This is a genomic window from Enterobacter sp. ECC-219, from assembly GCF_043966805.1.
GTDB classification, from domain to species: domain Bacteria; phylum Pseudomonadota; class Gammaproteobacteria; order Enterobacterales; family Enterobacteriaceae; genus Enterobacter; species Enterobacter cloacae_N.
This window is the reverse complement of record NZ_CP143680.1, coordinates 2,553,705-2,575,585: the sequence shown is the minus strand read 5'-3', so window position 1 is coordinate 2,575,585 and position 21,881 is coordinate 2,553,705. Positions and strand designations below refer to the sequence as shown.

Sequence of the window (21,881 nt, the reverse complement as noted above, 5' to 3'; positions counted from 1 at the left end):
AGAAACTTAATCAATCACATCTGATAAGAAAGTTTGTATGCTTGCTTATGGGTTTGATTTGGATACGAACATGAACTTCGAAGAAAGACTGTTACGAGCTCTTGATGAAGCCGGGATATCTCAATCTGAGCTGGGCCGCAGAGTGGGGGTAAACTCACAAACGGTTAGTAACTGGTGCAATACAGGTAATTTTCCTCGCAAGGAAAAGTTGGCTTTATTCCCGGAAGCATTAGGTAAACCACTGTATTGGTTCTTTTTATCTGATGAAGAAGAGGCGCATCTTAAGGCAACCAGCGAAAGCAAAACGGTACTGAACGAGAAACAAGCTGCGTTGTTGGAAGTTTTTGATCAGTTACCTGAAGTTGAACAAACCAGGTTCATACAGCTGGCCAGCGACCGCCTCGAAGAGCTCGATAAATTTATGGCTGAATTTCTCAGCAAAAGGAAGATTGAGCCCGCTCCAACCAAAGACTGATAAAGAACACTCTAAGGGCCGCATTTAGCGGCCTTTTTTTGACCCTGGCATCTCCTCTACCCCCTTCAAAAATCATCATTGCAATTATATATATCAATCCAATGTTGACCTTTGACATATTTATTTGTAGTCTGAATTTAGAAAATCAGTCATCAAGGCAGGACGCCCATGAAGTAGCTGCCGGCGGCATACGAAACACCGGATGAGATGGCAAGACAATCGCGCAGCAGGTTTAACGTTCCGCTAGCCGGCGATAAGGCGAAATTAGTGAGCCCCCTTGGGACAAACGACACAGGGGTTAAATATCAAGGTAGGAAATAATGCATATCGAAATTTTCAGAATTGAAGGGCGAGCTTGTTTACTCATATCCCCCATCAGAATCTCTGTAGCGGAGCGACTGGCTTCCGCCATGGAAAACAGCGAAGTCGTTGCAGCTCTTGGTGCTTATTTCACACCCGTTGGCGAGGCACCAGTTGGTGAACTCGTTGGGCTCTATTTCTACTTTGATAACCTCGATACCGCTGCGTTCATAACGATCAATCATCTGATTGAAACGGATAAGCCAATCCCGGTAATCGTCAGGTAGAACCCACGAATCTGTCAGTAACTCTATGCAGGAATCATATTGGTCGCGGTTTTTGAACCAATAAACACTTATTGGACGGGTTGCCATTTTTATGTCCTTGCAGGCTGATTTCAGATTTCAGGATAGCACTGAGACTGAGGTGGTTAAAAGGCAGGCATTAACAGGAGAAGATCAACTATGACCGATTTCGCTAGAAAACCAGCACGGTGCCAGGCCGTACATCTACCCTATTTTTGGGTGGTAGTCCGCCGCATTTGCTACGCCCTCGCTCAAAAAGGCGATCCCAGCGCTTCATAAAGCACAAAACCCGCGCAAGGCGGGTTAAGTACCCGGTCAGCCGACCAAAGCTTTCCGGAATCGAGTTTTGACCAATGACCACTACCCAAGGCGGCAATCACTAGCTGCGGGTATCTTACAACCAAAATTAAGGCCCCGATATGGAATTCTTTCATTTAATCAAGGCAACACAGAAATCCGGCAAAGAAGATGCCGTTATCTGGTTCACTGCTAAATCAGAAGCGCGAGCCAATTTGCAGCTGGATGTTGAGCTGGAAGATGCTGGTATTGAAACTGGCCGGGGCAAGGATTATAGCAAGCCTGTCCGTACCGATTTTCCTGTTTACGACGACCTGCCGGAAGAAAGCACAGTAGATTACACCTGGTGCAAACGCTACGAACTGCAGGACGATGGACGCACTTGGCTGCCAAAGGCTGGAGCTGAGTCTACTGGAGCCGTGGACAACAACACTGCCGCTCAGGAAGCGACCACTACAGTTGAAACCACCGTCGAGAGTGTCCCACTTGAAAACCGCACTTCAGCAGTACGTTTTGCCGTTCACCTGACCAGCGACAAGTATCAATCACACATCACAAAAGAGCAGCAGCTGGCTGCCAGCGAAATGTCACTGGATGAAGGCAACACCTATCTTCAGAACCTGCTGCTGGCGAAGAGCAACATCCCTGAAGTTGCCGAACTTAGCCTGAACGCTGAGTGGAAACTCGTTCAGGCGATTAAGCAGGTATTCGCGCCAGATGAAGTCCACGAAACTGAAAATATCGCTGCATTCATGGCTGACTGGGCTACAGCAGATGACAGCGATCGCAACCAATTAGTGGAAGCCTGGCGCAGCGGCAAATTAACCCATGTGAAATCTGAAAGCACCAGCGACACCGGAGTTATAGCAGGTCAGGGTCTTGAACCTGATAACGGTATCCAGATTGACGAGAATGATGACGAGACCACACGTTATCCAGTCGTTAGCATGCCCTTTCGCAAGCAGCTACTCGCCCAGTTCACCTCCGACGAACTGCGCCACCACATTACACGCGATGAATACGAAGGTATCAGCGCGCTGGAGATGGACACTGACAATAGCTATGTCCAGAACCTGCTGCTGGCGGCAGAAAACTGCGAACAGGTTAAGGGTTACGACACCAAAGACCTGTGGCGCTATACCGACGCCATTCGCAAAGTGTTCAGCCAGGAAAAGCGTCACGAACTCGCTTTGGTTCTCCGATTCACCAGAATCTGGGCGGCGACTGATTACATAGACCGCGGCCTGCTGGTAAAAGAATGGGCCAAAGGCAATCGCATTGCAGAAATACAGCGTACTGAAAGCGGTACGAATGCTGGCGGAGGCAACAAGACCGACAGAAACCCTGACCTTAAACATGATCTCGACACTCTCGATTTAGAGATTGCGCTGGCCACGTTACCAATGGATTTCAACATTTATGATATCCCTGGTGGTGTTTTCCGTCGGGCAAAAGAGATCGTTAGTAAAAAAGAAAGTCCATTCAAAGAATGGTCTAGAGCTCTTCGCGCAACTCCGGGGATTTTGGACTACTCGCGTGCAGCTATCTTTGCACTTATCCGCAGCGCTCACCCAGAGCATTACCTGTATCCGGCACTTCTCAGCGGATTCATTAACGCGAACCTGACTGAAAGCGATCATTCTGCTCAATCAGACGAAACTCTTGCGGCTGCGCGACATAACCCTGAGGTGAGCTGGACAAACGAGATAGTGACTGATTCTGCTTTTGAAACTCGCGGCCAGAATGAAGGGGCACAAGTCGACGGCGGCACGCTGCCGGTTTTCGAAAAAGTTGGTAATGGTCTTTTTTCTATTGAAGGGCTGGCCACCAGCAAAGCTGTAATCGACCAACAAAATACCGCGGCGGAGTACGTTGATAATGTGCAGATGGAAGAAACTGGCAATGATGAAACACCGGACGGTGCTGCGTTATCAGAAGGCACTGAAGAAACTATCTCAAGCGCAAGCGCTACGGAAACTTATAGCAGCACAACTGCCATAAATAATGATTCCGGTCATCATAATCATATCGAGCCTGAAATGCTCTATAAACACCTTATGATCGACATTGAAGCTTTTGGTAAAAAAGCTGATTCACCAGTCGTATCTATCGGGGCCGTGTTCTTTGATCCATCAACAGGTAATACCGGTTCGGATTTTTACAAAGTGATTAGCCTGGAATCTGCCATGGCCAGCGGCGGAGTTCCGGATGCATCTACCATAATCTTCTGGCTCAAAGCTTCACCTGAAGCTCGTTCAGAGTTAGTGATGGATGATGCTATTCCGCTCGATGATGCATTACTGCAGCTAAATGAGTTTATAGGCGAGAATGCGGTTAACGGCCCTGATTCTGTTCAGGTCTGGGGTAATGGTGCCACTTATGACAATGTCCTGCTTGAGGCATCTTATGACCGGACGGGGATCCCCTGCCCATGGAAGTTCTGGAATAACCGGGATGTAAGAACTGTTGTCGAGTTGGGTAAAGCCGTTGGCTGCGAGCCTCGCTATGAGATCCCATTTGAGGGTGAACCTCACAAGGCTATTTCGGATGCTCTTCACCAGGTCAAATACGTGTCAGCAATCTGGCAGCGTCTGACAGAACACTGATTTTTTAATTTCAGAAAATGGCCCTGATATGGGCCATTATGAGGTAAATCACATGCTTCAAATGCTGACTTTAGAAGAATGGGCTGCGGAAAAATACCGGAGTAATCCTCCAAGTCTGAATACTTTACGTCGATATGCTAAAGAGAGCATGTTCACTCCCCCGGCCACCAAAGAAGGAAGATATTGGCGGGTAAGAGAAGATGCCGAGATTACAGGTAATTTAACCCAACCCGTTATTAAAAAATCTGATTCTCCTATGCTTCAAAGGATACTGTCTGATGGCTGCCCGACCACGTAAAAACAACGTTAAGATACCTAATCTTTATCCGCTCTACAGTCGTAAGGTAAATAAAATCTACTGGCGTTATAAGCATCCTGTTACTGGTAAATTTCACAGCCTCGGAACTAACGAGGCTGAAGCAACAGCAATAGCAATCGAAGCTAATGAGCGACTAGCTGAACAGCGCACCAGGCAGGTTTTGGCTCTCAGTGACAAGATCGCCACCAGCAAAGGAAAGGCGATAACAACAAATACGTGGTTAGATCGTTATTGGAAAATTCAGGATGAAAGACTGGAGAATGGTGATATCAAGCCGAACACTCATAAGCAAAAGGCTAAACCCGTCGCCCTACTTCGCGAGAGCGTAGGAATGAAATTGATATCAGCCGTCGATGTTCGGGATGTTGCCCAGATACTGGAGTCCTATGTTGCAGAGGGCCAGCCGCGAATGGCTCAGGTCATACGCTCAGTGTTAATAGATGTGTTCAAAGAAGCACAGCATTATGGCGAGGTACCGCCGGGTTATAACCCGGCTCTTGCTACAAAACAACCACGCCGGCGGATTACCCGACAACGTCTTAACCTCGACGAATGGCAAAAGATTTTCGAGATAGCTGATGCCCGCCATCAATACATGGGTAATGCAATGCTATTAGCCCTCGTTACTGGTCAGCGCCTCGGAGATATTTCTAACATGAAGTTTAGCGACATTTGGGATGACCATCTTCATGTCGTTCAGGAGAAGACGGGAAGTAAGCTAGCGATCCCTCTATCCCTGAGACTTAATGCGATTGACTGGAGTTTGAGGGATGTAGTTGCGCGTTGTCGTGACTATGCCGTGAGTCCATACCTTATACATTTCTTCCGGGCGACCTCAATGGCCGAACGAGGTGCACAGGTGAAGTCGAACACTATAACAATGAATTTCAGTAAGGCCCGTGATAAAGCGGAAATAAATTGGGGGGACGGTACGCCAGCAACGTTCCACGAACAACGATCTTTAGCAGAGCGCCTTTATGAAGCCCAGGGCATCGATACCCAAAAACTACTGGGACATAAATCGCCCAATCAGACAGCTAGGTATCATGATGACCGAGGTAAAGATTGGGTAAAGATATTATGACAAAGAATACAATATCAATGTAACTTACTCCCAGTTAAAAGGATGTAAGTTACATTTAGATAAACATAAATTACTATTATCGTTTCGACCTTGGTGGATAAAAGTCATGATTATTGTCTAAGAACACCACATAAAAGGTATTTTTATCATATAACATTCCTGTTGATTCATGCTTAACTCCATGATATTCGTCTGGCACCACAAACCCTACAAGTCTTTTGTTCTGGTCTAATCTGAAACGTCCCCAACGAGCTTGATGGGGGACGCTCTTAGGCATTGTAAATAGACTATGAGGAGGAAATGCATCATAAAAAGATAACAAGCCGTTTCTATTTTTTCCAATCCCAATTTGTTGCAACTGACCTAAAGAGCGCGAAGAATAATCAATAAGTTTATCAATGAACTCGCAAATATTCTCTAAAGACCAATCCGAGAATCGCCCAGAATGCTCTTGGTTGCTGTCGAAATAGGAGAAATTAAACTTACACCTTAATGAAAGATTACATTCACCAGAATCAAGGCTTGCAATATCTATGAAAGACTTTAAAAAGCGCTCTGCCCGAGCATTACCAAATTTCTTGGTCATATTTTCGGTACTCCGCCAATTTTACCCTGATTGTAAGCTGGTGAAATCAGTCTATCATTCCTAAGTATATCGCTTGGGATCTCATCGAGTCTATAGCAATAACTTTCTGTGTTTTCCTTGTTCACCAAATAGGTTCTATGTTTTCCTAAAAAATCAAGAATCTCAGTATTATGTGTGGTGAATATTAATTGTGCATTTTCTGCATTTGTATCTTCGTTTAAGAAAAACTCTAACAAGTGAGGTAGAATATGAGGGTGTAGATTTATATCAAACTCATCTAAAACTAAAAAACCACCCAAAACAAGTACAGCTTTATAACTTCCAAGTTGTTTGTAAAGCGACTTTGTGCCACTTGATTGCTGATTCAAGCTAAGAATATCTTTTTCATTATCAAATTCAAACAAGAACCAGGGCCGATATACGTCCTTTCCTTCTTCATCTGTCTTTTTAGTTATATAAATATCTTTAATAGAAGGATCAAACCTCTTAATTATTTCTTTAGCAAAAGAGAAAGCTTCGTCATTTTCGTAGTAGAATTTATTTACAAACTCTAACTCATGAGTATGAGGAAGCAAACCAGTATAAGACACATTAGAAATAACATTATTAAATTTTGCGTGAATATTCTTGATGCTTTTTACATCATATTGCATTGCCATGCTGAATAATGAAACATTTTTCCTCATTTTTATAGTTTTAAGTTCATCGAACTCTTTAATTGCATATGTCACAACATCATTAATTCTTTCAATCGCTTTTACTTCTCTCTTATTTTTTTTAAAAAGCGTTTCGCGCTTAACCTCCGTTTCCGTCAAATCAGCTTCGTAGCGATAAATAGTACCACCTAAAATAAAAGTCACATAAAACTCAGTAACTTCTTTGCTTGTAAAATAGGGATCAAACATTAAATAACCATCGACCTTGTTATTAAAAGATGAGCTAACAAAGTTAGATATGAAATTGATGGCTTTCAATATATTTGTCTTACCAGAACCATTTGCTCCTTTGACACACAGGATATTAGATACACTTTTCCCTTTGGATATTTTGGAGGGACAAGTTTTGCCTAATTCGAATGAAATATCAAACCCTTCTTTAAAACTAAAAAAATTTTTTGCTCCAAAATTTATAATCATAAACCCACCTCATTTTTTCTAGATTACAAGATACCACACAATCCTTACAATGGGAAGATAATGCCAGAATTGACATAATATTGAGCTAAGCGATCAGAGATGGGAAGGGTGTGCGAAACAGGTATCTTTAATTTCAGTACTTTTACGTAACCAATTGGCTGAGAATCACCGGAATTTTGATAATTTTTTTTGATAAACTTTTGATAAATGTTCGAAAACTAATAATAAAAACGGGAACCAAGTGGTTCCCGTTCTTTACTAACCCAGCGAGTGGATTACATGTTCGCGATAATCGCGTCGCCAAACTCTGAGCATTTCAACAGCTTAGCGCCTTCCATCAGACGTTCGAAGTCATAGGTGACGGTTTTCGCGTTGATCGCGCCTTCCATACCTTTAACGATCAGGTCTGCGGCTTCGAACCATTCCATATGACGCAGCATCATCTCTGCGGACAGGATGATAGAGCCTGGGTTCACTTTGTCCTGCCCGGCATATTTAGGCGCAGTACCGTGGGTCGCTTCGAACAGGGCGCACTCGTCACCGATGTTCGCACCAGGGGCGATACCGATACCGCCAACCTGCGCTGCCAGGGCGTCAGAAATGTAGTCACCGTTCAGGTTCATACAGGCAATGACGTCGTATTCTGCAGGACGCAGCAGGATCTGCTGCAGGAACGCATCGGCGATCACATCTTTAATGATGATCTCTTTGCCGGTGTTCGGGTTCTTAATCTTCTGCCACGGGCCGCCGTCGATCAACTCACCGCCGAACTCTTCGGTCGCCAGCTGGTAGCCCCAGTCTTTGAACGCGCCTTCGGTGAACTTCATGATGTTGCCCTTGTGAACCAGGGTCACAGAGTCACGGTCGTTGGTGATCGCATATTCGATGGCCGCACGCACCAGACGTTTGGTCCCTTCTTCGGAGCACGGCTTGATGCCGATACCGCAATGCTCAGGGAAGCGAATTTTCTTCACGCCCATCTCTTCGCGCAGGAATTTAATCACTTTTTCTGCGTCAGCAGAGTCCGCTTTCCATTCGATACCCGCGTAGATGTCTTCTGAGTTTTCGCGGAAGATAACCATGTCGGTCAGTTCAGGGTGCTTAACCGGGCTTGGGGTGCCCTGATAGTAACGAACCGGACGCAGACACACGTACAGGTCAAGCTCCTGACGCAGTGCCACGTTCAGGGAACGGATGCCGCCACCAACTGGGGTAGTCAGTGGGCCTTTAATAGCAACGCGGTATTCGCGGATCAGGTCCAGCGTTTCCGCTGGCAGCCAGACGTCCTGGCCATAAACTTGAGTCGATTTCTCACCGGTGTAAATTTCCATCCAGGAAATTTTACGCTCGCCTTTGTAGGCTTTCTCAACAGCGGCATCAACCACTTTCAGCATTGCCGGGGTAACGTCTACGCCGATACCATCACCTTCGATGAACGGGATAATCGGATTGTCAGGAACGTTAATCTTGCCGTTTTGCAGGGTGATCTTTTTACCTTCCGCCGGAACAACTACTTTGCTTTCCATTAACCTCTCCTTCGAGCGCTTCTGGTTGTTACTGATCTTATGTTAATAAATTGTAATGAGCCCTTCGATAGTACCTGATTGTCCTGCGCCATGAAAGGTCTTCGTTATTAGGCTATAATGCGGCAATTGATAACGCCTGAAAATACCATGAAGAAAACTTCTTTTACAAAACACCGGGTTGAGCGATTCAGCTCGCGACAAGCCACCAGACGACCCCAGCAAACCCAGCCGAAGCGGGTGATTTTGTTCAATAAACCCTACGATGTTTTGCCGCAGTTCACCGATGAGGCCGGGCGCAGCACGTTGAAGGATTACATCCCTGTTCAGGGTGTTTACGCCGCCGGGCGTCTGGACCGGGACAGCGAAGGACTTTTGGTCTTAACCAATGACGGCGCTCTGCAGGCGAAGCTCACGCAGCCGGGCAAACGCACCGGAAAAATTTACTTCGTGCAGGTCGAGGGCGAGCCGGACGAAGAGACGCTGGCGAAATTACGCAGCGGCGTGACGCTGAACGACGGCCCCACCCTGCCCGCCGGTATTGAACGCGTGAATGAGCCGGAGTGGCTGTGGCCGCGTAACCCACCCATTCGCGAGCGCAAATCCATCCCGACAAGCTGGCTCAAAATCACCCTGTATGAAGGCCGCAACCGTCAGGTGAGGCGCATGACCGCACACGTCGGCTTCCCTACCCTGCGTCTGATTCGCTACGCCATGGGCAGCTATACGCTGGATACGCTGGCAAACGGCGAATGGCGCGACGTTGCCCCTTAAGGAGAAACGATGTTTAAACCTCATGTTACGGTCGCCTGCGTGGTGCATGCGCAGGGAAAATTCCTCGTTGTGGAAGAGAGCATCAACGGCAAGGCGCTGTGGAATCAGCCTGCCGGGCATCTTGAAGCCAATGAAACGTTGCTGCAGGCCGCGAAGCGCGAGCTCTGGGAAGAGACGGGCATTCACGCTGAACCGCAGCACTTCATCCGCATGCACCAGTGGATTGCTCCCGACAGCACCCCATTCCTGCGCTTTTTATTTGCCGTTGAGCTTAGCGAAACGTGCGCCACTGAACCGCACGATGACGATATCGATCGCTGCCTGTGGGTCACCGCCGAGGAGATCCTGAACGCGCCAAACCTGCGCTCACCGCTGGTTGCGGAAAGCATCCGCTGCTGGCAGTCAGATGCGCGCTTGCCGCTGGGTGTCATCGGAGAATTTAACTGGCCGTTTACAGAGGGTGTCAACGGTGGGGGGGCGTGATAGAATACGCCGCCTTGAAGTTCAATGTCGTGAGTATTCCATGTCAGATAACAGCCAGAAAAAAGTGATCGTCGGCATGTCCGGCGGTGTCGATTCCTCCGTTTCCGCCTACCTGTTACAGCAACAGGGCTATAAGGTGGAGGGCCTGTTCATGAAGAACTGGGAGGAAGACGATGGCGAGGAATACTGCACTGCCGCTGCGGATCTCGCCGATGCGCAGGCCGTATGCGATAAGCTCGGCATTGAACTGCACACCGTTAACTTTGCCGCAGAATACTGGGATAACGTCTTTGAACTGTTCCTTGAAGAGTACAAAGCGGGCCGTACGCCGAACCCGGATATTCTGTGCAACAAAGAGATCAAATTTAAAGCCTTCCTGGAATTCGCCGCGGAAGATCTGGGCGCTGACTACATTGCGACCGGTCACTACGTGCGTCGTGCAGACGTGAATGGCAAAAGCCAGCTGCTGCGCGGCCTGGACGGCAACAAAGATCAGAGCTACTTCCTTTATACGCTGAGCCACGAACAGATTGCGCAAAGCCTGTTCCCGGTTGGCGAACTGGAAAAACCGGAAGTGCGTAAAATCGCTGAAGAGCTGGACCTGATCACCGCCAAGAAAAAAGACTCTACCGGTATCTGCTTTATCGGCGAGCGAAAGTTCCGTGATTTCCTTGGCCGCTACCTCCCTGCGCAGCCGGGTAAAATTGTCACCGTTGATGGCGACGAGATTGGTCAGCATCAGGGGCTGATGTACCACACGTTAGGCCAGCGTAAAGGTCTGGGTATTGGCGGGACCAAAGAAGGCAGCGAAGATCCGTGGTACGTGGTCGATAAAGACGTCGAAAATAATATTCTGGTTGTCGCCCAGGGCCATGACCATCCTCGTCTGATGTCCGTTGGCCTTATCGCGCAGCAACTGCACTGGGTCGATCGCGAGCCGCTGAAAGGCACGCTGCGCTGCACGGTGAAAACGCGCTACCGTCAGACCGATATTCCTTGCACCATTACCGCGCTAGATGACGACCGCATTGACGTGCGTTTCGACGAGCCGGTCGCCGCCGTTACTCCAGGTCAGTCCGCTGTCTTCTACAGCGGTGAGATCTGCCTGGGCGGCGGGATCATTGAACAGCGCCTGCCGCTGCCCGCTGTTTAACCGATTGCACACATAAAGGAGACCGTGTGGCGAAGAATTACTATGACATCACCCTGGCGCTGGCGGGAATTTGCCAGTCAGCTCGTCTGGTGCAACAGCTGGCGCATCAGGGTCACTGCGACGCTGACGCCCTGCACGTTTCGCTCAACAGCGTTATCGACCTCAACCCCGGTTCAACCCTAGGTGTGTTCGGCGGCAGTGAAACCAATCTTCGTCTCGGTCTTGAAACCCTGCTTGGCGTACTTAACGCCAGCAGCCGTCAGGGGTTAAACGCGGAGCTGACCCGCTACACCTTAAGCCTGATGGTGCTGGAGCGTAAGCTGAGCGCCGCGAAAGGCGCGCTTAATACCCTGGGCGATCGCATCGCCGGGTTACAGCGTCAGCTCGACCATTTCGACCTGCAGTCCGAAACGCTGCTGAGCGCCATGGCGGGCATTTACGTTGACGTCATCAGCCCGCTGGGCCCGCGTATTCAGGTCACCGGATCCCCTGCCGTGCTGCAAAGCCCGCAGGTACAGGCAAAAGTGCGCGCGTCCCTGCTGGCAGGGATCCGCGCTGCCGTGCTGTGGCACCAGGTTGGCGGTGGCCGCCTGCAGTTAATGTTTTCTCGTAATCGCCTGACCACTCAGGCAAAACAAATTCTTGCTCATTGTTAACCTTCCGGAGTTGCGAATTATGGAATTATCCTCACTGACCGCCGTATCCCCTGTCGATGGACGCTACGGCGATAAAGTCAGCGCGCTGCGCGGGATCTTCAGCGAATATGGTTTGCTGAAGTTCCGTGTTCAGGTTGAAGTACGCTGGCTGCAGAAGCTGGCCGCCCAGGCAGCAATCAAGGAAGTTCCTGCTTTTGATGAAAAGGCAAACGATTACCTTGATAAAATCGTTGCTGAATTTAGCGAAGAAGACGCCGCGCGCATTAAGACCATTGAACGCACCACCAACCACGACGTGAAAGCGGTTGAGTACTTTCTGAAAGAGAAAGTGGAAAGCGTCCCTGCCCTGCACGCGGTATCCGAATTCATTCACTTCGCCTGTACTTCCGAAGATATCAACAACCTGTCTCACGCGCTGATGCTCTCCACCGCGCGTAAAGAGGTTGTGCTGCCTTACTGGCGTAAAATCATCGACGCGGTTAAAGCACTCTCCGTGGAATACCGCGATATTCCACTGCTTTCCCGTACCCACGGCCAGCCGGCCACCCCATCCACCATGGGTAAAGAGATGGCGAACGTGGCGTACCGCATGGAGCGCCAGTATCGTCAGCTGGAACAGGTTGAAATTCTGGGCAAAATCAACGGCGCGGTCGGTAACTATAACGCCCACATCGCCGCTTACCCGGAAGTGGACTGGCATCAGTTCAGCGAAGAGTTCGTGACCTCTCTGGGCATTCAGTGGAACCCGTACACCACCCAGATTGAGCCGCACGACTACATCGCCGAGCTGTTTGACTGCATCGCGCGCTTCAACACCATCCTGATCGACTTCGATCGTGACGTTTGGGGCTACATCGCGCTGAACCACTTCAAGCAGAAAACCATCGCCGGTGAAATCGGCTCCTCCACCATGCCGCACAAAGTGAACCCCATCGACTTCGAAAACTCTGAAGGCAACCTGGGCCTGGCGAATGCCGTGCTGCAGCATATGGCGAGCAAACTGCCGGTTTCCCGCTGGCAGCGCGACCTGACCGACTCCACCGTACTGCGTAACCTGGGCGTGGGCATCGGCTACGCGCTGATCGCGTATCAGTCCACCCTGAAAGGCGTGAGCAAACTGGAAGTGAACCGCGATCGTCTGCTGGACGAACTGGATCACAACTGGGAAGTGCTGGCAGAGCCGATTCAGACCGTGATGCGCCGTTACGGTATCGAAAAGCCGTACGAGAAGCTGAAAGAGCTGACCCGCGGTAAACGCGTTGACGCCGAAGGCATGAAGCAGTTTATCGACGGTCTGGCACTGCCGGAAGAAGAGAAAACCCGCCTGAAAGCCATGACCCCGGCGAATTACATTGGCCGCGCCATCACCATGGTTGACGAGCTGAAATAACGTCCTTCCTCCCCTTTCCGCCCGGAAAGGGGGTTGCTTTTCCCCGGTTTACTGAATGTTTATCCCCACAGCAACATAATCAGCGTTAAACTATTCATACTATTTATTCCCGGAGAAAAGATGATGCGCGTACTGGTTGTTGAGGATAACGCATTGCTACGCCACCACCTGAAGGTTCAGCTTCAGGAGATGGGACATCAGGTGGACGATGCTGAAGATGCAAAAGAAGCCGATTATTATCTCAATGAACACCTGCCGGACATCGCCATTGTCGATTTAGGCCTGCCTGATGAAGACGGCCTGTCGTTAATTCGTCGCTGGCGCAGCCATGATGTTTCTCTGCCGGTTCTGGTTCTGACGGCACGCGAAGGCTGGCAGGACAAAGTTGAAGTGCTCAGCGCCGGTGCGGATGATTACGTCACCAAACCGTTCCATATTGAAGAAGTGGCGGCGCGCATGCAGGCGCTGTTACGCCGCAACAGCGGGCTGGCTTCACAGGTTATCTCCATTCCGCCTTTCCAGGTGGATCTCTCCCGGCGCGAGCTCTCAATTAACGATGAAGCGATCAAGCTGACCGCATTCGAATACACCATTATGGAAACGCTGATCCGTAACAGCGGCAAGGTAGTGAGCAAAGACTCCTTAATGCTCCAGCTCTACCCTGACGCTGAGCTGCGCGAGAGTCACACCATCGACGTGCTGATGGGGCGTTTGCGTAAGAAAATTCAGGCGCAGTATCCGCAGGATGTGATTACCACCGTCCGCGGTCAGGGCTACCTGTTTGAATTACGCTAAATGAGACGGATTTTGCGCCATATTCTGCCCCTCTCGCTGCGGGTTCGCTTTTTACTGGCTACGGCCGCGGTGGTGTTGGTGCTGTCGCTCTCCTACGGTATGGTCGCCCTCGTAGGGTACAGCGTCAGCTTCGATAAAACGACCTTTCGTCTGTTACGCGGCGAAAGCAATCTGTTTTATACCCTGGCGAAATGGGAAGACAACCACATCACTGTTGAAATGCCGGAAAATCTGAATCAGCAGAGCCCAACCCTGGCAATGATTTATAACGAAAAGGGAAAGTTGCTTTGGGCGCAGCGCGATATTCCGTGGCTGGTGAATAGCATTCGTCCTGAATGGCTCAAAACCAACGGATTTCATGAGATTGAAGCCGATCTCAACACCACCAGCACCCTGATCCGCGAAGATCGCTCAATGCAGCAAAAGCTCAATGAAATCCGCGCTGACGATGCCGAGACGGAGATGACGCACTCGGTGGCGATCAATATCTACCCGGCGACCATGAACATGCCGCAGTTGACCATTGTGGTGATTGACACCATCCCGGTTGAGCTAAAACGTTCCTATAAGGTCTGGGGCTGGTTCGTTTATGTTCTCGCCGCAAACCTGCTGCTGGTGATCCCGCTGCTTTGGGTGGCGGCGTGGTGGAGCTTGCGTCCTATTGAGTCCCTGGCGCGAGAGGTGCGCGAGCTTGAGGAACATCATCGTGAAAAGCTCAACCCGGAAACCACCCGTGAGCTGACCAGCCTGGTGCGTAACCTCAATCGCCTGCTGAAAAGCGAGCGTGAACGCTATGATAAGTACCGTACGACCCTGACCGACCTCACGCACAGCCTGAAAACACCGCTGGCCGTGATGCAAAGCACCCTGCGTTCAATGCGCAGCTCAAAGCTGAGCGTCGACGATGCCGAGCCGGTGATGCTGGAACAGATCAGCCGAATCTCGCAGCAAATTGGCTATTATCTGCACCGCGCCAGCATGCGTTCCGGCAGCGCGCTCCTGAGCCGCGAGCTGCACCCGGTAGCCCCGCTGCTGGATAATCTCACGTCCGCACTCAACAAGGTGTATCAGCGTAAAGGGGTGAATATCAGCCTCGATATTTCGCCTGAGATTAGCTTTGTCGGCGAAAAAAATGACTTTATGGAAGTGATGGGCAACCTGTTGGATAACGCCTGCAAGTACTGCCTGGAGTTTGTGGAAGTGTCGGCGCGCCAGACGGATAACGAATTACATATTATCGTCGAGGATGATGGCCCGGGGATCCCGCGCAATAAACGTGATGTGGTGTTCGATCGCGGTCAGCGAGCGGATACGCTGCGTCCCGGTCAGGGGGTGGGATTAGCCGTGGCCCGCGAGATTGTCGACCAGTACGATGGCAAAATCGAAACCAGCGAAAGCTTGCTGGGTGGGGCCAGAATGGAAGTGATTTTTGGTCGACAGCAGCCCACTTCGGATGATAGTTAACCCGTTATGTGAAAAATGCGAGGATCTCGCAGCCGGGGGCCTGAGCTTCCGTTATAATCCGAGTCAGTAAGAGCCTGCGGAATAAAAAAATATGGATTATCACTTAACACTTAACTGGCCCGAGTTTATCGAACGTTACTGGCAAAAGCGCCCGGTGGTTCTGAAACGCGGGTTCAGCAACTTTGTCGACCCTATCTCGCCTGACGAGCTGGCCGGTCTGGCCATGGAAAACGAAGTCGACAGTCGCCTGGTCAGCCACCAGGACGGGAAATGGCAGGTCAGCCACGGTCCTTTCGAAAGCTACGATCACCTCGGCGAAAGCAACTGGTCGCTGCTGGTACAGGCGGTCAACCACTGGCACGAGCCAACTGCCGCGCTAATGCGCCCGTTCCGCGCCCTGCCCGACTGGCGAATGGACGATCTGATGATCTCCTTCTCTGTACCGGGCGGCGGCGTGGGTCCGCATCTGGACCAGTACGACGTGTTTATCATTCAGGGTACGGGCCGCCGCCGCTGGCGCGTGGGCGAAAAAGTGCCAATGAAACAGCACTGCCCGCACCCGGATCTGCTTCAGGTGGATCCGTTCGAAGGAATTATCGACGAAGAGCTGGAGCCGGGCGATATCCTCTACATTCCGCCGGGATTCCCTCACGAAGGTTACTCCCTGGAGAACTCGCTGAACTACTCCGTTGGATTCCGCGCGCCGAGCGGCCGCGAGATGATCAGCGGCTTTGCCGACTATGTTCTGCAGCGCGAGCTGGGCAGCTATCGCTACAGCGATCCGGATGTACCTGCGCGAGAGCATCCGGCAGATATCGTGCCAGAAGAGCTGGATAAACTGCGCGGCATGATGCTGGATCTGATCAACGAGCCGGAACACTTTAAACAATGGTTTGGCGAGTTTATCAGCCAGTCCCGCCACGAGCTGGACGTTGCGCCACCGGAGCCGCCGTATCAGGCGGACGAGATTTACGATGCGCTCCAGCAAGGCGACAAGCTGGTACGTCTGGGCGGATTGCGCGTGCTGCGCATTGGTGAAGAGGTGTTCGTCAACGGCGAGAAGCTGGACTCTCCGCACCGACCGGCGCTGGAAGCCATTGCCAGCCATCTGGTGTTGACTGCCGACACCTTTGGCGATGCGCTGGAAGACCCGTCCTTCCTCGCGATGCTGGCCGCGCTGGTCAACAGCGGGTACTGGTTCTTTGAGGACTGAGTTATGATATGTGCCGGGTGGCGGCTACGCCACCGGGCTTTTTCTTAACGCTTCGCGGTCAACTCCGCTATCCGCACTATCACCTTCACTGCTTTTTCCATCCCTTCCAGCGTCACAAACTCATGCTTGCCGTGGTAGTTATAACCACCGGTAAACAAGTTCGGGCACGGCAGTCCCATAAACGACAGTTGAGAACCGTCGGTGCCGCCGCGAATCGGCTTCAGCTGCGGTTCAATATCACAGTCGCGCATCGCCTGCTGGGCGATATCAAGAATGTGCGGATGGGCCATCACCTTCTCGCGCATATTGTAATAGCTATCTTCGATAATGAGCTCAATATAGCAATCAGGGTGTAATCCTTTACCAACCTTCTTAGCGATCTCCATCATCTTGCGCTTGCGGGCCTCAAAGGCTTTGCGGTCGAAATCGCGGATGATGTAGTGCATCTGCGCGCTGTCCACGGTGCCTTTGATGCTGGTGAGGTGATAAAAGCCCTCGTAACCTTCGGTCTGTTCAGGGCTCTCTTCCGCCGGGACTTCCGCATGAATACGCGACGCCAGCGACAAGGCGTTCACCATGACGCCTTTCGCCGAACCGGGGTGAACGTTGTTACCGACAATTTTGATCGTGACGGACGCGGCATTGAAGTTTTCATACTCCAGTTCACCGACGCCGCCGCCGTCAACGGTATAGGCCCACTGCGCGTTAAAGGCTTCCACGTCGAAGTGCTTCGCGCCTTTGCCGACCTCTTCGTCCGGCGTAAAGGCCACGCGGATATCTCCGTGCGGGATATTTTTCTCTTTCAGCACCGCCAGCGCGGTCATGATCTCCGCGATGCCCGCCTTGTCATCCGCCCCCAGCAGCGTTTTACCGTCGGTGGTGATCAGCGTCTGGCCGAGCAACTGGTGCAGCACCGGGAACATCACCGGAGACAGCACTTCGTCGCCAATACCCAGCGCAATATCGCCGCCGCGGTAGTTTTCCACGATCTGCGGGTTAACATGCTTACCGCTAAAATCCGGAGAGGTGTCGACATGGGAGATAAAGCCAATCGCCGGAATATCACCCGGCACATTCGCCGGCAGCGTTCCCATCACAGTGCCTTTTTCGCTTAACGTGACGTTGACCAGCCCCATGGCGTCAAGCTGCTCTTTAAGCAGGTTTAACAACTTCCACTGGCCTTCGGTGCTTGGCACCTGGCGGACACCCGGCTTAGATTGGGTATCCAGCGAAACATACTGTAAAAAACGCTCAAGTAATTTATCCATGCAGTCACCCTCACTTTTCGTGACAACATTATCAGTAAGCATCAAAACGCAAATATTGCGTCAGGTCACTTTTATCCCGCAAACGAGAACTTTTTACGTTTATATCTTTATGCGTTAATAAATGTAGCTTATGAATCAGTGACAAGGATTGGCGATTACGGGGGATTGCCGTAGAATGTCCGCCCTCATTACGAGTCACCAAGGTGGTTACACACAAACCCCGCTTCAGTCTGCTGCCTGAGGCGTCTATATGGGACAGCGCAAAAATTGAATACACAATCCCGTTCTCGTTCACCGCTGGTGCAACTGGAACGAATTCGTAAAAGCTTTGATGGCAAAGACGTCATTTCCGACCTCAACCTGACCATCAATGATGGTGAGTTTCTTACGCTGCTTGGTCCTTCCGGCTGCGGCAAAACCACCGTACTGCGCCTTATCGCCGGGCTGGAAAGCGTTGATAATGGCCGCATCCATCTTGAGAACCAGGACATAACCCAGGTTCCTGCCGAAGATCGCCACGTCAATACCGTCTTTCAGAGCTATGCCCTGTTCCCGCACATGACCGTGTTTGAGAACGTGGCGTTTGGCCTGCGGATGCAAAAGACCCCGGCTAATGAGATTGAACCGCGCGTCACCGACGCCCTGCGCATGGTACAGCTGGAAGCGTTTGCCCAGCGTAAGCCTCACCAGCTCTCCGGCGGTCAGCAGCAGCGCGTGGCGATTGCCCGCGCCGTGGTCAATAAACCGCGCCTGCTTCTGCTGGATGAATCCCTCTCCGCGCTGGACTACAAGCTGCGCAAGCAGATGCAGAACGAGCTGAAAGCGCTACAGCGCAAGCTTGGCATCACCTTTGTCTTCGTCACCCACGACCAGGAAGAGGCACTGACCATGTCAGACCGTATCGTGGTGATGCGCGACGGCAAGATTGAGCAGGACGGTACGCCGCGCGAAATCTACGAAGAGCCGAAAAACCTGTTTGTCGCCAGCTTCATTGGCGAAATCAATATCTTTAACGCCACGGTGATTGAGCGTCTGGACGACCAGCGCGTGCGCGCCAGCGTTGAAGGACGCGAGTGCAATATCACGGTGAATTTCCCCGTCGAAAAGGGGCAAAAGCTCAACGTTCTGCTGCGCCCGGAAGATCTGCGCGTCGATGAAATTCACGGCAATACCGAGGCCGAAGGGTTAATCGGCTATATCCGCGAGCGCAACTACAAAGGGATGACGCTGGAATCTGTCGTCGAGCTGGAGAACGGCAAAATGGTAATGGTCAGCGAATTCTTTAACGAGGACGATCCTGACTTCGACCACTCTCTCGACCAGAAAATGGTTATCAACTGGGTAGAAAGCTGGGAGGTTGTGCTGGCTGATGAAGAACACAAGTAAGTTCCAGAAGGTGGTGATTGCCACTATCGTCGGTTGGCTTGTGCTGTTTGTCTTTTTACCCAACCTGATGATCGTTGCCACCAGCTTCCTGACCCGGGACGATACAAACTTCGTTTCGCTGGTCTTTACGCTGGACAACTACGCGCGCCTGCTCGACCCGCTCTATTTCGACGTGCTACTGCACTCGCTTAATATGGCGCTGATGGCTACCGTGGCCTGCCTGCTACTAGGGTACCCTTTCGCATGGTTCCTGGCCAGGCTGCCACAGAAGGTGCGCCCGCTGCTGCTGTTTCTGCTGATTGTGCCGTTCTGGACTAACTCGCTGATTCGCATCTACGGGCTGAAAATCTTCCTCAGCACCAAAGGCTACCTCAATGAATTTCTGCTGTGGCTGGGGGTAGTCGATACGCCGATACGCATCATGTTTACCCCGAGCGCGGTGATCGTTGGTCTGGTTTATATCCTGCTGCCGTTTATGGTGATGCCGCTCTACTCCAGTATTGAGAAGCTTGATAAACCGCTACTGGAGGCGGCAAAAGACCTGGGGGCTGACAAGCTTCAGACCTTCATCCGCATTATTATTCCGCTGACCATGCCCGGCATTATTGCCGGCTGTCTGCTGGTGATGCTTCCGGCGATGGGCCTGTTCTACGTGTCCGACCTGATGGGCGGAGCGAAAAACCTGCTGATCGGTAACGTGATCAAGAGTCAGTTCCTGAACATCCGCGACTGGCCGTTCGGTTCCGCGACAAGCATTACGCTGACGGTAGTGATGGGGCTGATGCTGCTGGTCTACTGGCGCGCGTCGCGCCTGCTGAATAAAAGGGTGGAACTCGAATGATCGGTCGACTGCTTCGCGGCGGTTTTATGACCGCCATCTACGCCTATCTTTATATCCCGATTATCATTTTAATCGTGAACTCTTTTAACAGCTCGCGGTTCGGGATTAACTGGCAAGGATTTACCACCAGCTGGTACAGCCTGCTGATGAACAACGACAGCCTGCTGCAGGCAGCCCAGCACTCGCTGACGATGGCGATCGTCTCCGCCACCTTCGCCACGCTGATTGGCTCCCTCACCGCCGTGGCGCTGTACCGCTATCGCTTTCGCGGCAAGCCGTTCGTCAGCGGCATGCTGTTTGTGGTGATGATGTCGCCGGACATCGTGATGGCGATTTCGCTGCTGGTGCTGTTTATGCTGCTGGGCGTACAGCTTGGCTTCTGGTCGCTGCTGTTTTCCCATATCACCTTCTGCCTGCCGTTTGTGGTGGTGACCGTCTACGCCCGTCTGAAAGGGTTCGACGTGCGCATGCTGGAGGCGGCGAAGGATCTGGGCGCCAGCGAAATGACCATCCTGCGTAAAATCATCCTGCCGCTGGCGATGCCCGCCGTGGCGGCCGGATGGCTGCTCAGCTTTACGCTGTCGATGGATGACGTGGTGGTCTCCTCCTTCGTGACCGGGCCGAGCTACGAAATTCTGCCGTTGAAGATCTATTCGATGGTCAAAGTCGGCGTGTCGCCAGAGGTGAACGCGCTGGCGACCATTCTGCTGGTGTTTTCGCTGGTTCTGGTGATCGCCAGCCAGGTTATTGCTCGTGATAAAACAAAATCTCAGGGGACAATGAAATGAAAAAAATGCTCGCCGCTGCGGCGCTGGTGCTTGGCATGGGTGCCGCGCACGCTGATGACAGCAAAACGCTCTACTTCTACAACTGGACCGAGTATGTGCCGCCGGGCCTGCTGGAGCAGTTCACCAAAGAGACTGGCATTAAGGTTATCTACTCGACCTACGAGTCGAATGAAACCATGTACGCCAAGCTGAAAACCTATAAAGACGGTGCATACGATCTGGTCGTTCCCTCCACTTACTTTGTCGACAAAATGCGCAAAGAGGGGATGATCCAGAAGATCGATAAAACGAAGCTAACCCATTTTTCAAACCTCGATCCTGAGATGCTCAACAAGCCGTTCGACCCGAATAATGACTACTCCATTCCTTACATCTGGGGGGCAACGGCGATTGGCGTTAACAGCGAGGCCATCGATCCGAAAACGGTCACCGGCTGGGCCGACCTGTGGAAACCGGAATACAAAGGCAGCCTGCTGTTAACCGACGATGCGCGCGAAGTATTCCAGATCGCGCTGCGTAAACTCGGCTTTTCCGGTAATACCACCGATCCGAAAGAGATCGATGCGGCTTACAACGAGCTGAAAAAGCTGATGCCTAACGTGGCGGCATTCAACTCAGATAACCCGGCAAACCCGTATATGGAAGGAGAAGTAAACCTGGGGATGGTGTGGAACGGCTCTGCGTATGTTGCCCGCCAGGCCGGTACGCCGCTGGAGGTGGTCTGGCCGAAGGAAGGCGGCATCTTCTGGATGGATAGCCTTGCGATCCCGGCCAACGCGAAGAACGTGGACGGCGCGCTGAAGCTGATCAACTTCCTGTTGCGCCCGGACGTGGCGAAACAGGTTGCCGAGACGATTGGCTACCCGACGCCAAACCTGGCCGCCCGCAAGCTGCTGAAGCCTGACGTGGCTAACGATAAGTCACTCTATCCGGACGCCGACACCATCAGCAAAGGTGAATGGCAGAACGACGTTGGTGACGCGAGTCGCCTTTACGAAGAGTATTATCAGAAGTTAAAAGCAGGTCGTTAATGCAATAC

The 21,881-nt window shown here is 51.4% G+C and carries 21 protein-coding genes; 17 read left to right on the top strand and 4 right to left on the bottom strand.

Annotated features, from left to right (window positions below; translation table 11 throughout):
* Nucleotides 1-70: 70 nt before the first annotated feature.
* The 5 genes from V1603_RS12125 (at nt 71) to V1603_RS12105 (ending at nt 5,386) form a co-directional block, all read left to right on the top strand.
* Nucleotides 71-475: a helix-turn-helix domain-containing protein gene (locus V1603_RS12125; protein ID WP_023292756.1), complete on the top strand. Its 405-nt coding sequence runs from the start codon at nt 71-73 to the stop codon at nt 473-475.
* Between the two features lie 320 nt (nt 476-795).
* Nucleotides 796-1,062: a hypothetical protein gene (locus V1603_RS12120; protein WP_157986882.1), complete on the top strand. Its 267-nt coding sequence runs from the start codon at nt 796-798 to the stop codon at nt 1,060-1,062.
* A gap of 437 nt (nt 1,063-1,499) precedes the next feature.
* Complete coding sequence (locus V1603_RS12115) at nt 1,500-3,983, top strand: 3'-5' exoribonuclease domain-containing protein (RefSeq protein WP_322407974.1); 2,484 nt, start codon at nt 1,500-1,502, stop codon at nt 3,981-3,983.
* Between the two features lie 52 nt (nt 3,984-4,035).
* Nucleotides 4,036-4,281, top strand: coding sequence for an excisionase (locus V1603_RS12110; protein ID WP_071785721.1), 246 nt, complete (start codon nt 4,036-4,038; stop codon nt 4,279-4,281).
* Entirely contained in the window at nt 4,262-5,386 is a 1,125-nt protein-coding gene (locus tag V1603_RS12105; protein WP_322407973.1) for a phage integrase Arm DNA-binding domain-containing protein, read from the top strand. Before V1603_RS12110 ends, V1603_RS12105 begins: the two co-directional genes overlap by 20 nt.
* Nucleotides 5,387-5,462: 76 nt before the next feature.
* Here the strand turns inward: V1603_RS12105 and V1603_RS12100 are convergent, their stop codons facing one another.
* The 3 genes from V1603_RS12100 to icd all read right to left on the bottom strand — a co-directional run bounded on the left by V1603_RS12100 (nt 5,463) and on the right by icd (nt 8,634).
* Entirely contained in the window at nt 5,463-5,972 is a 510-nt protein-coding gene (locus tag V1603_RS12100) for a hypothetical protein (protein ID WP_322407972.1), read from the bottom strand.
* Nucleotides 5,969-7,108, bottom strand: coding sequence for an AAA family ATPase (locus V1603_RS12095; protein WP_322407971.1), 1,140 nt, complete (start codon nt 7,106-7,108; stop codon nt 5,969-5,971). Before V1603_RS12095 ends, V1603_RS12100 begins: the two co-directional genes overlap by 4 nt.
* A 275-nt stretch (nt 7,109-7,383) precedes the next feature.
* On the bottom strand, nt 7,384-8,634 hold the full coding sequence (gene icd, locus V1603_RS12090; RefSeq protein WP_192981663.1) for an NADP-dependent isocitrate dehydrogenase: 1,251 nt from the start codon (nt 8,632-8,634) through the stop codon (nt 7,384-7,386).
* A 117-nt stretch (nt 8,635-8,751) separates the two neighbouring features.
* Between icd and rluE the strand changes: the two genes are divergently transcribed.
* From rluE to V1603_RS12050, 8 genes are all read left to right on the top strand, one after another.
* Nucleotides 8,752-9,405, top strand: a complete 654-nt coding sequence (gene rluE, locus V1603_RS12085; RefSeq protein ID WP_163328871.1) for a 23S rRNA pseudouridine(2457) synthase RluE — start codon at nt 8,752-8,754, stop codon at nt 9,403-9,405.
* Between the two features lie 9 nt (nt 9,406-9,414).
* The gene (locus V1603_RS12080; protein ID WP_395312688.1) at nt 9,415-9,888 is read left to right on the top strand and encodes an NUDIX hydrolase; all 474 of its coding nucleotides are present in this window, start codon (nt 9,415-9,417) and stop codon (nt 9,886-9,888) included.
* Nucleotides 9,889-9,928: 40 nt separating this feature from the next.
* Entirely contained in the window at nt 9,929-11,041 is a 1,113-nt protein-coding gene (mnmA, locus tag V1603_RS12075) for a tRNA 2-thiouridine(34) synthase MnmA (protein WP_028012751.1), read from the top strand.
* A 26-nt stretch (nt 11,042-11,067) separates the two neighbouring features.
* Entirely contained in the window at nt 11,068-11,697 is a 630-nt protein-coding gene (gene hflD / locus V1603_RS12070; RefSeq protein ID WP_013097081.1) for a high frequency lysogenization protein HflD, read from the top strand.
* Between the two features lie 19 nt (nt 11,698-11,716).
* Nucleotides 11,717-13,087: an adenylosuccinate lyase gene (gene purB / locus V1603_RS12065; RefSeq protein WP_014883421.1), complete on the top strand. Its 1,371-nt coding sequence runs from the start codon at nt 11,717-11,719 to the stop codon at nt 13,085-13,087.
* A 123-nt stretch (nt 13,088-13,210) separates the two neighbouring features.
* Nucleotides 13,211-13,882: a two-component system response regulator PhoP gene (gene phoP, locus V1603_RS12060; protein ID WP_116341160.1), complete on the top strand. Its 672-nt coding sequence runs from the start codon at nt 13,211-13,213 to the stop codon at nt 13,880-13,882.
* Complete coding sequence (gene phoQ, locus V1603_RS12055) at nt 13,883-15,346, top strand: two-component system sensor histidine kinase PhoQ (RefSeq protein ID WP_116340611.1); 1,464 nt, start codon at nt 13,883-13,885, stop codon at nt 15,344-15,346.
* Between the two features lie 91 nt (nt 15,347-15,437).
* Nucleotides 15,438-16,559, top strand: a complete 1,122-nt coding sequence (locus tag V1603_RS12050) for a cupin domain-containing protein (protein WP_116340613.1) — start codon at nt 15,438-15,440, stop codon at nt 16,557-16,559.
* 44 nt (nt 16,560-16,603) lie between these two features.
* Here the strand turns inward: V1603_RS12050 and pepT are convergent, their stop codons facing one another.
* On the bottom strand, nt 16,604-17,827 hold the full coding sequence (pepT, locus tag V1603_RS12045) for a peptidase T (RefSeq protein WP_395312687.1): 1,224 nt from the start codon (nt 17,825-17,827) through the stop codon (nt 16,604-16,606).
* A 237-nt stretch (nt 17,828-18,064) separates the two neighbouring features.
* Here pepT and potA point away from each other — a divergent pair, with 237 nt between their 5' ends.
* The 4 genes from potA to potD are packed head-to-tail and all read left to right on the top strand — an operon-like array spanning nt 18,065 to nt 21,873.
* Entirely contained in the window at nt 18,065-19,213 is a 1,149-nt protein-coding gene (gene potA, locus V1603_RS12040) for a spermidine/putrescine ABC transporter ATP-binding protein PotA (protein ID WP_166712684.1), read from the top strand.
* Nucleotides 19,197-20,054, top strand: coding sequence for a spermidine/putrescine ABC transporter permease PotB (gene potB, locus V1603_RS12035; RefSeq protein WP_395312686.1), 858 nt, complete (start codon nt 19,197-19,199; stop codon nt 20,052-20,054). The genes potA and potB overlap by 17 nt, the downstream gene beginning before the upstream one ends.
* Entirely contained in the window at nt 20,051-20,842 is a 792-nt protein-coding gene (potC, locus tag V1603_RS12030) for a spermidine/putrescine ABC transporter permease PotC (RefSeq protein WP_395312685.1), read from the top strand. The genes potB and potC overlap by 4 nt, the downstream gene beginning before the upstream one ends.
* Nucleotides 20,839-21,873: a spermidine/putrescine ABC transporter substrate-binding protein PotD gene (gene potD / locus V1603_RS12025; RefSeq protein WP_163328775.1), complete on the top strand. Its 1,035-nt coding sequence runs from the start codon at nt 20,839-20,841 to the stop codon at nt 21,871-21,873. The genes potC and potD overlap by 4 nt, the downstream gene beginning before the upstream one ends.
* Nucleotides 21,874-21,881: the final 8 nt, after the last annotated feature.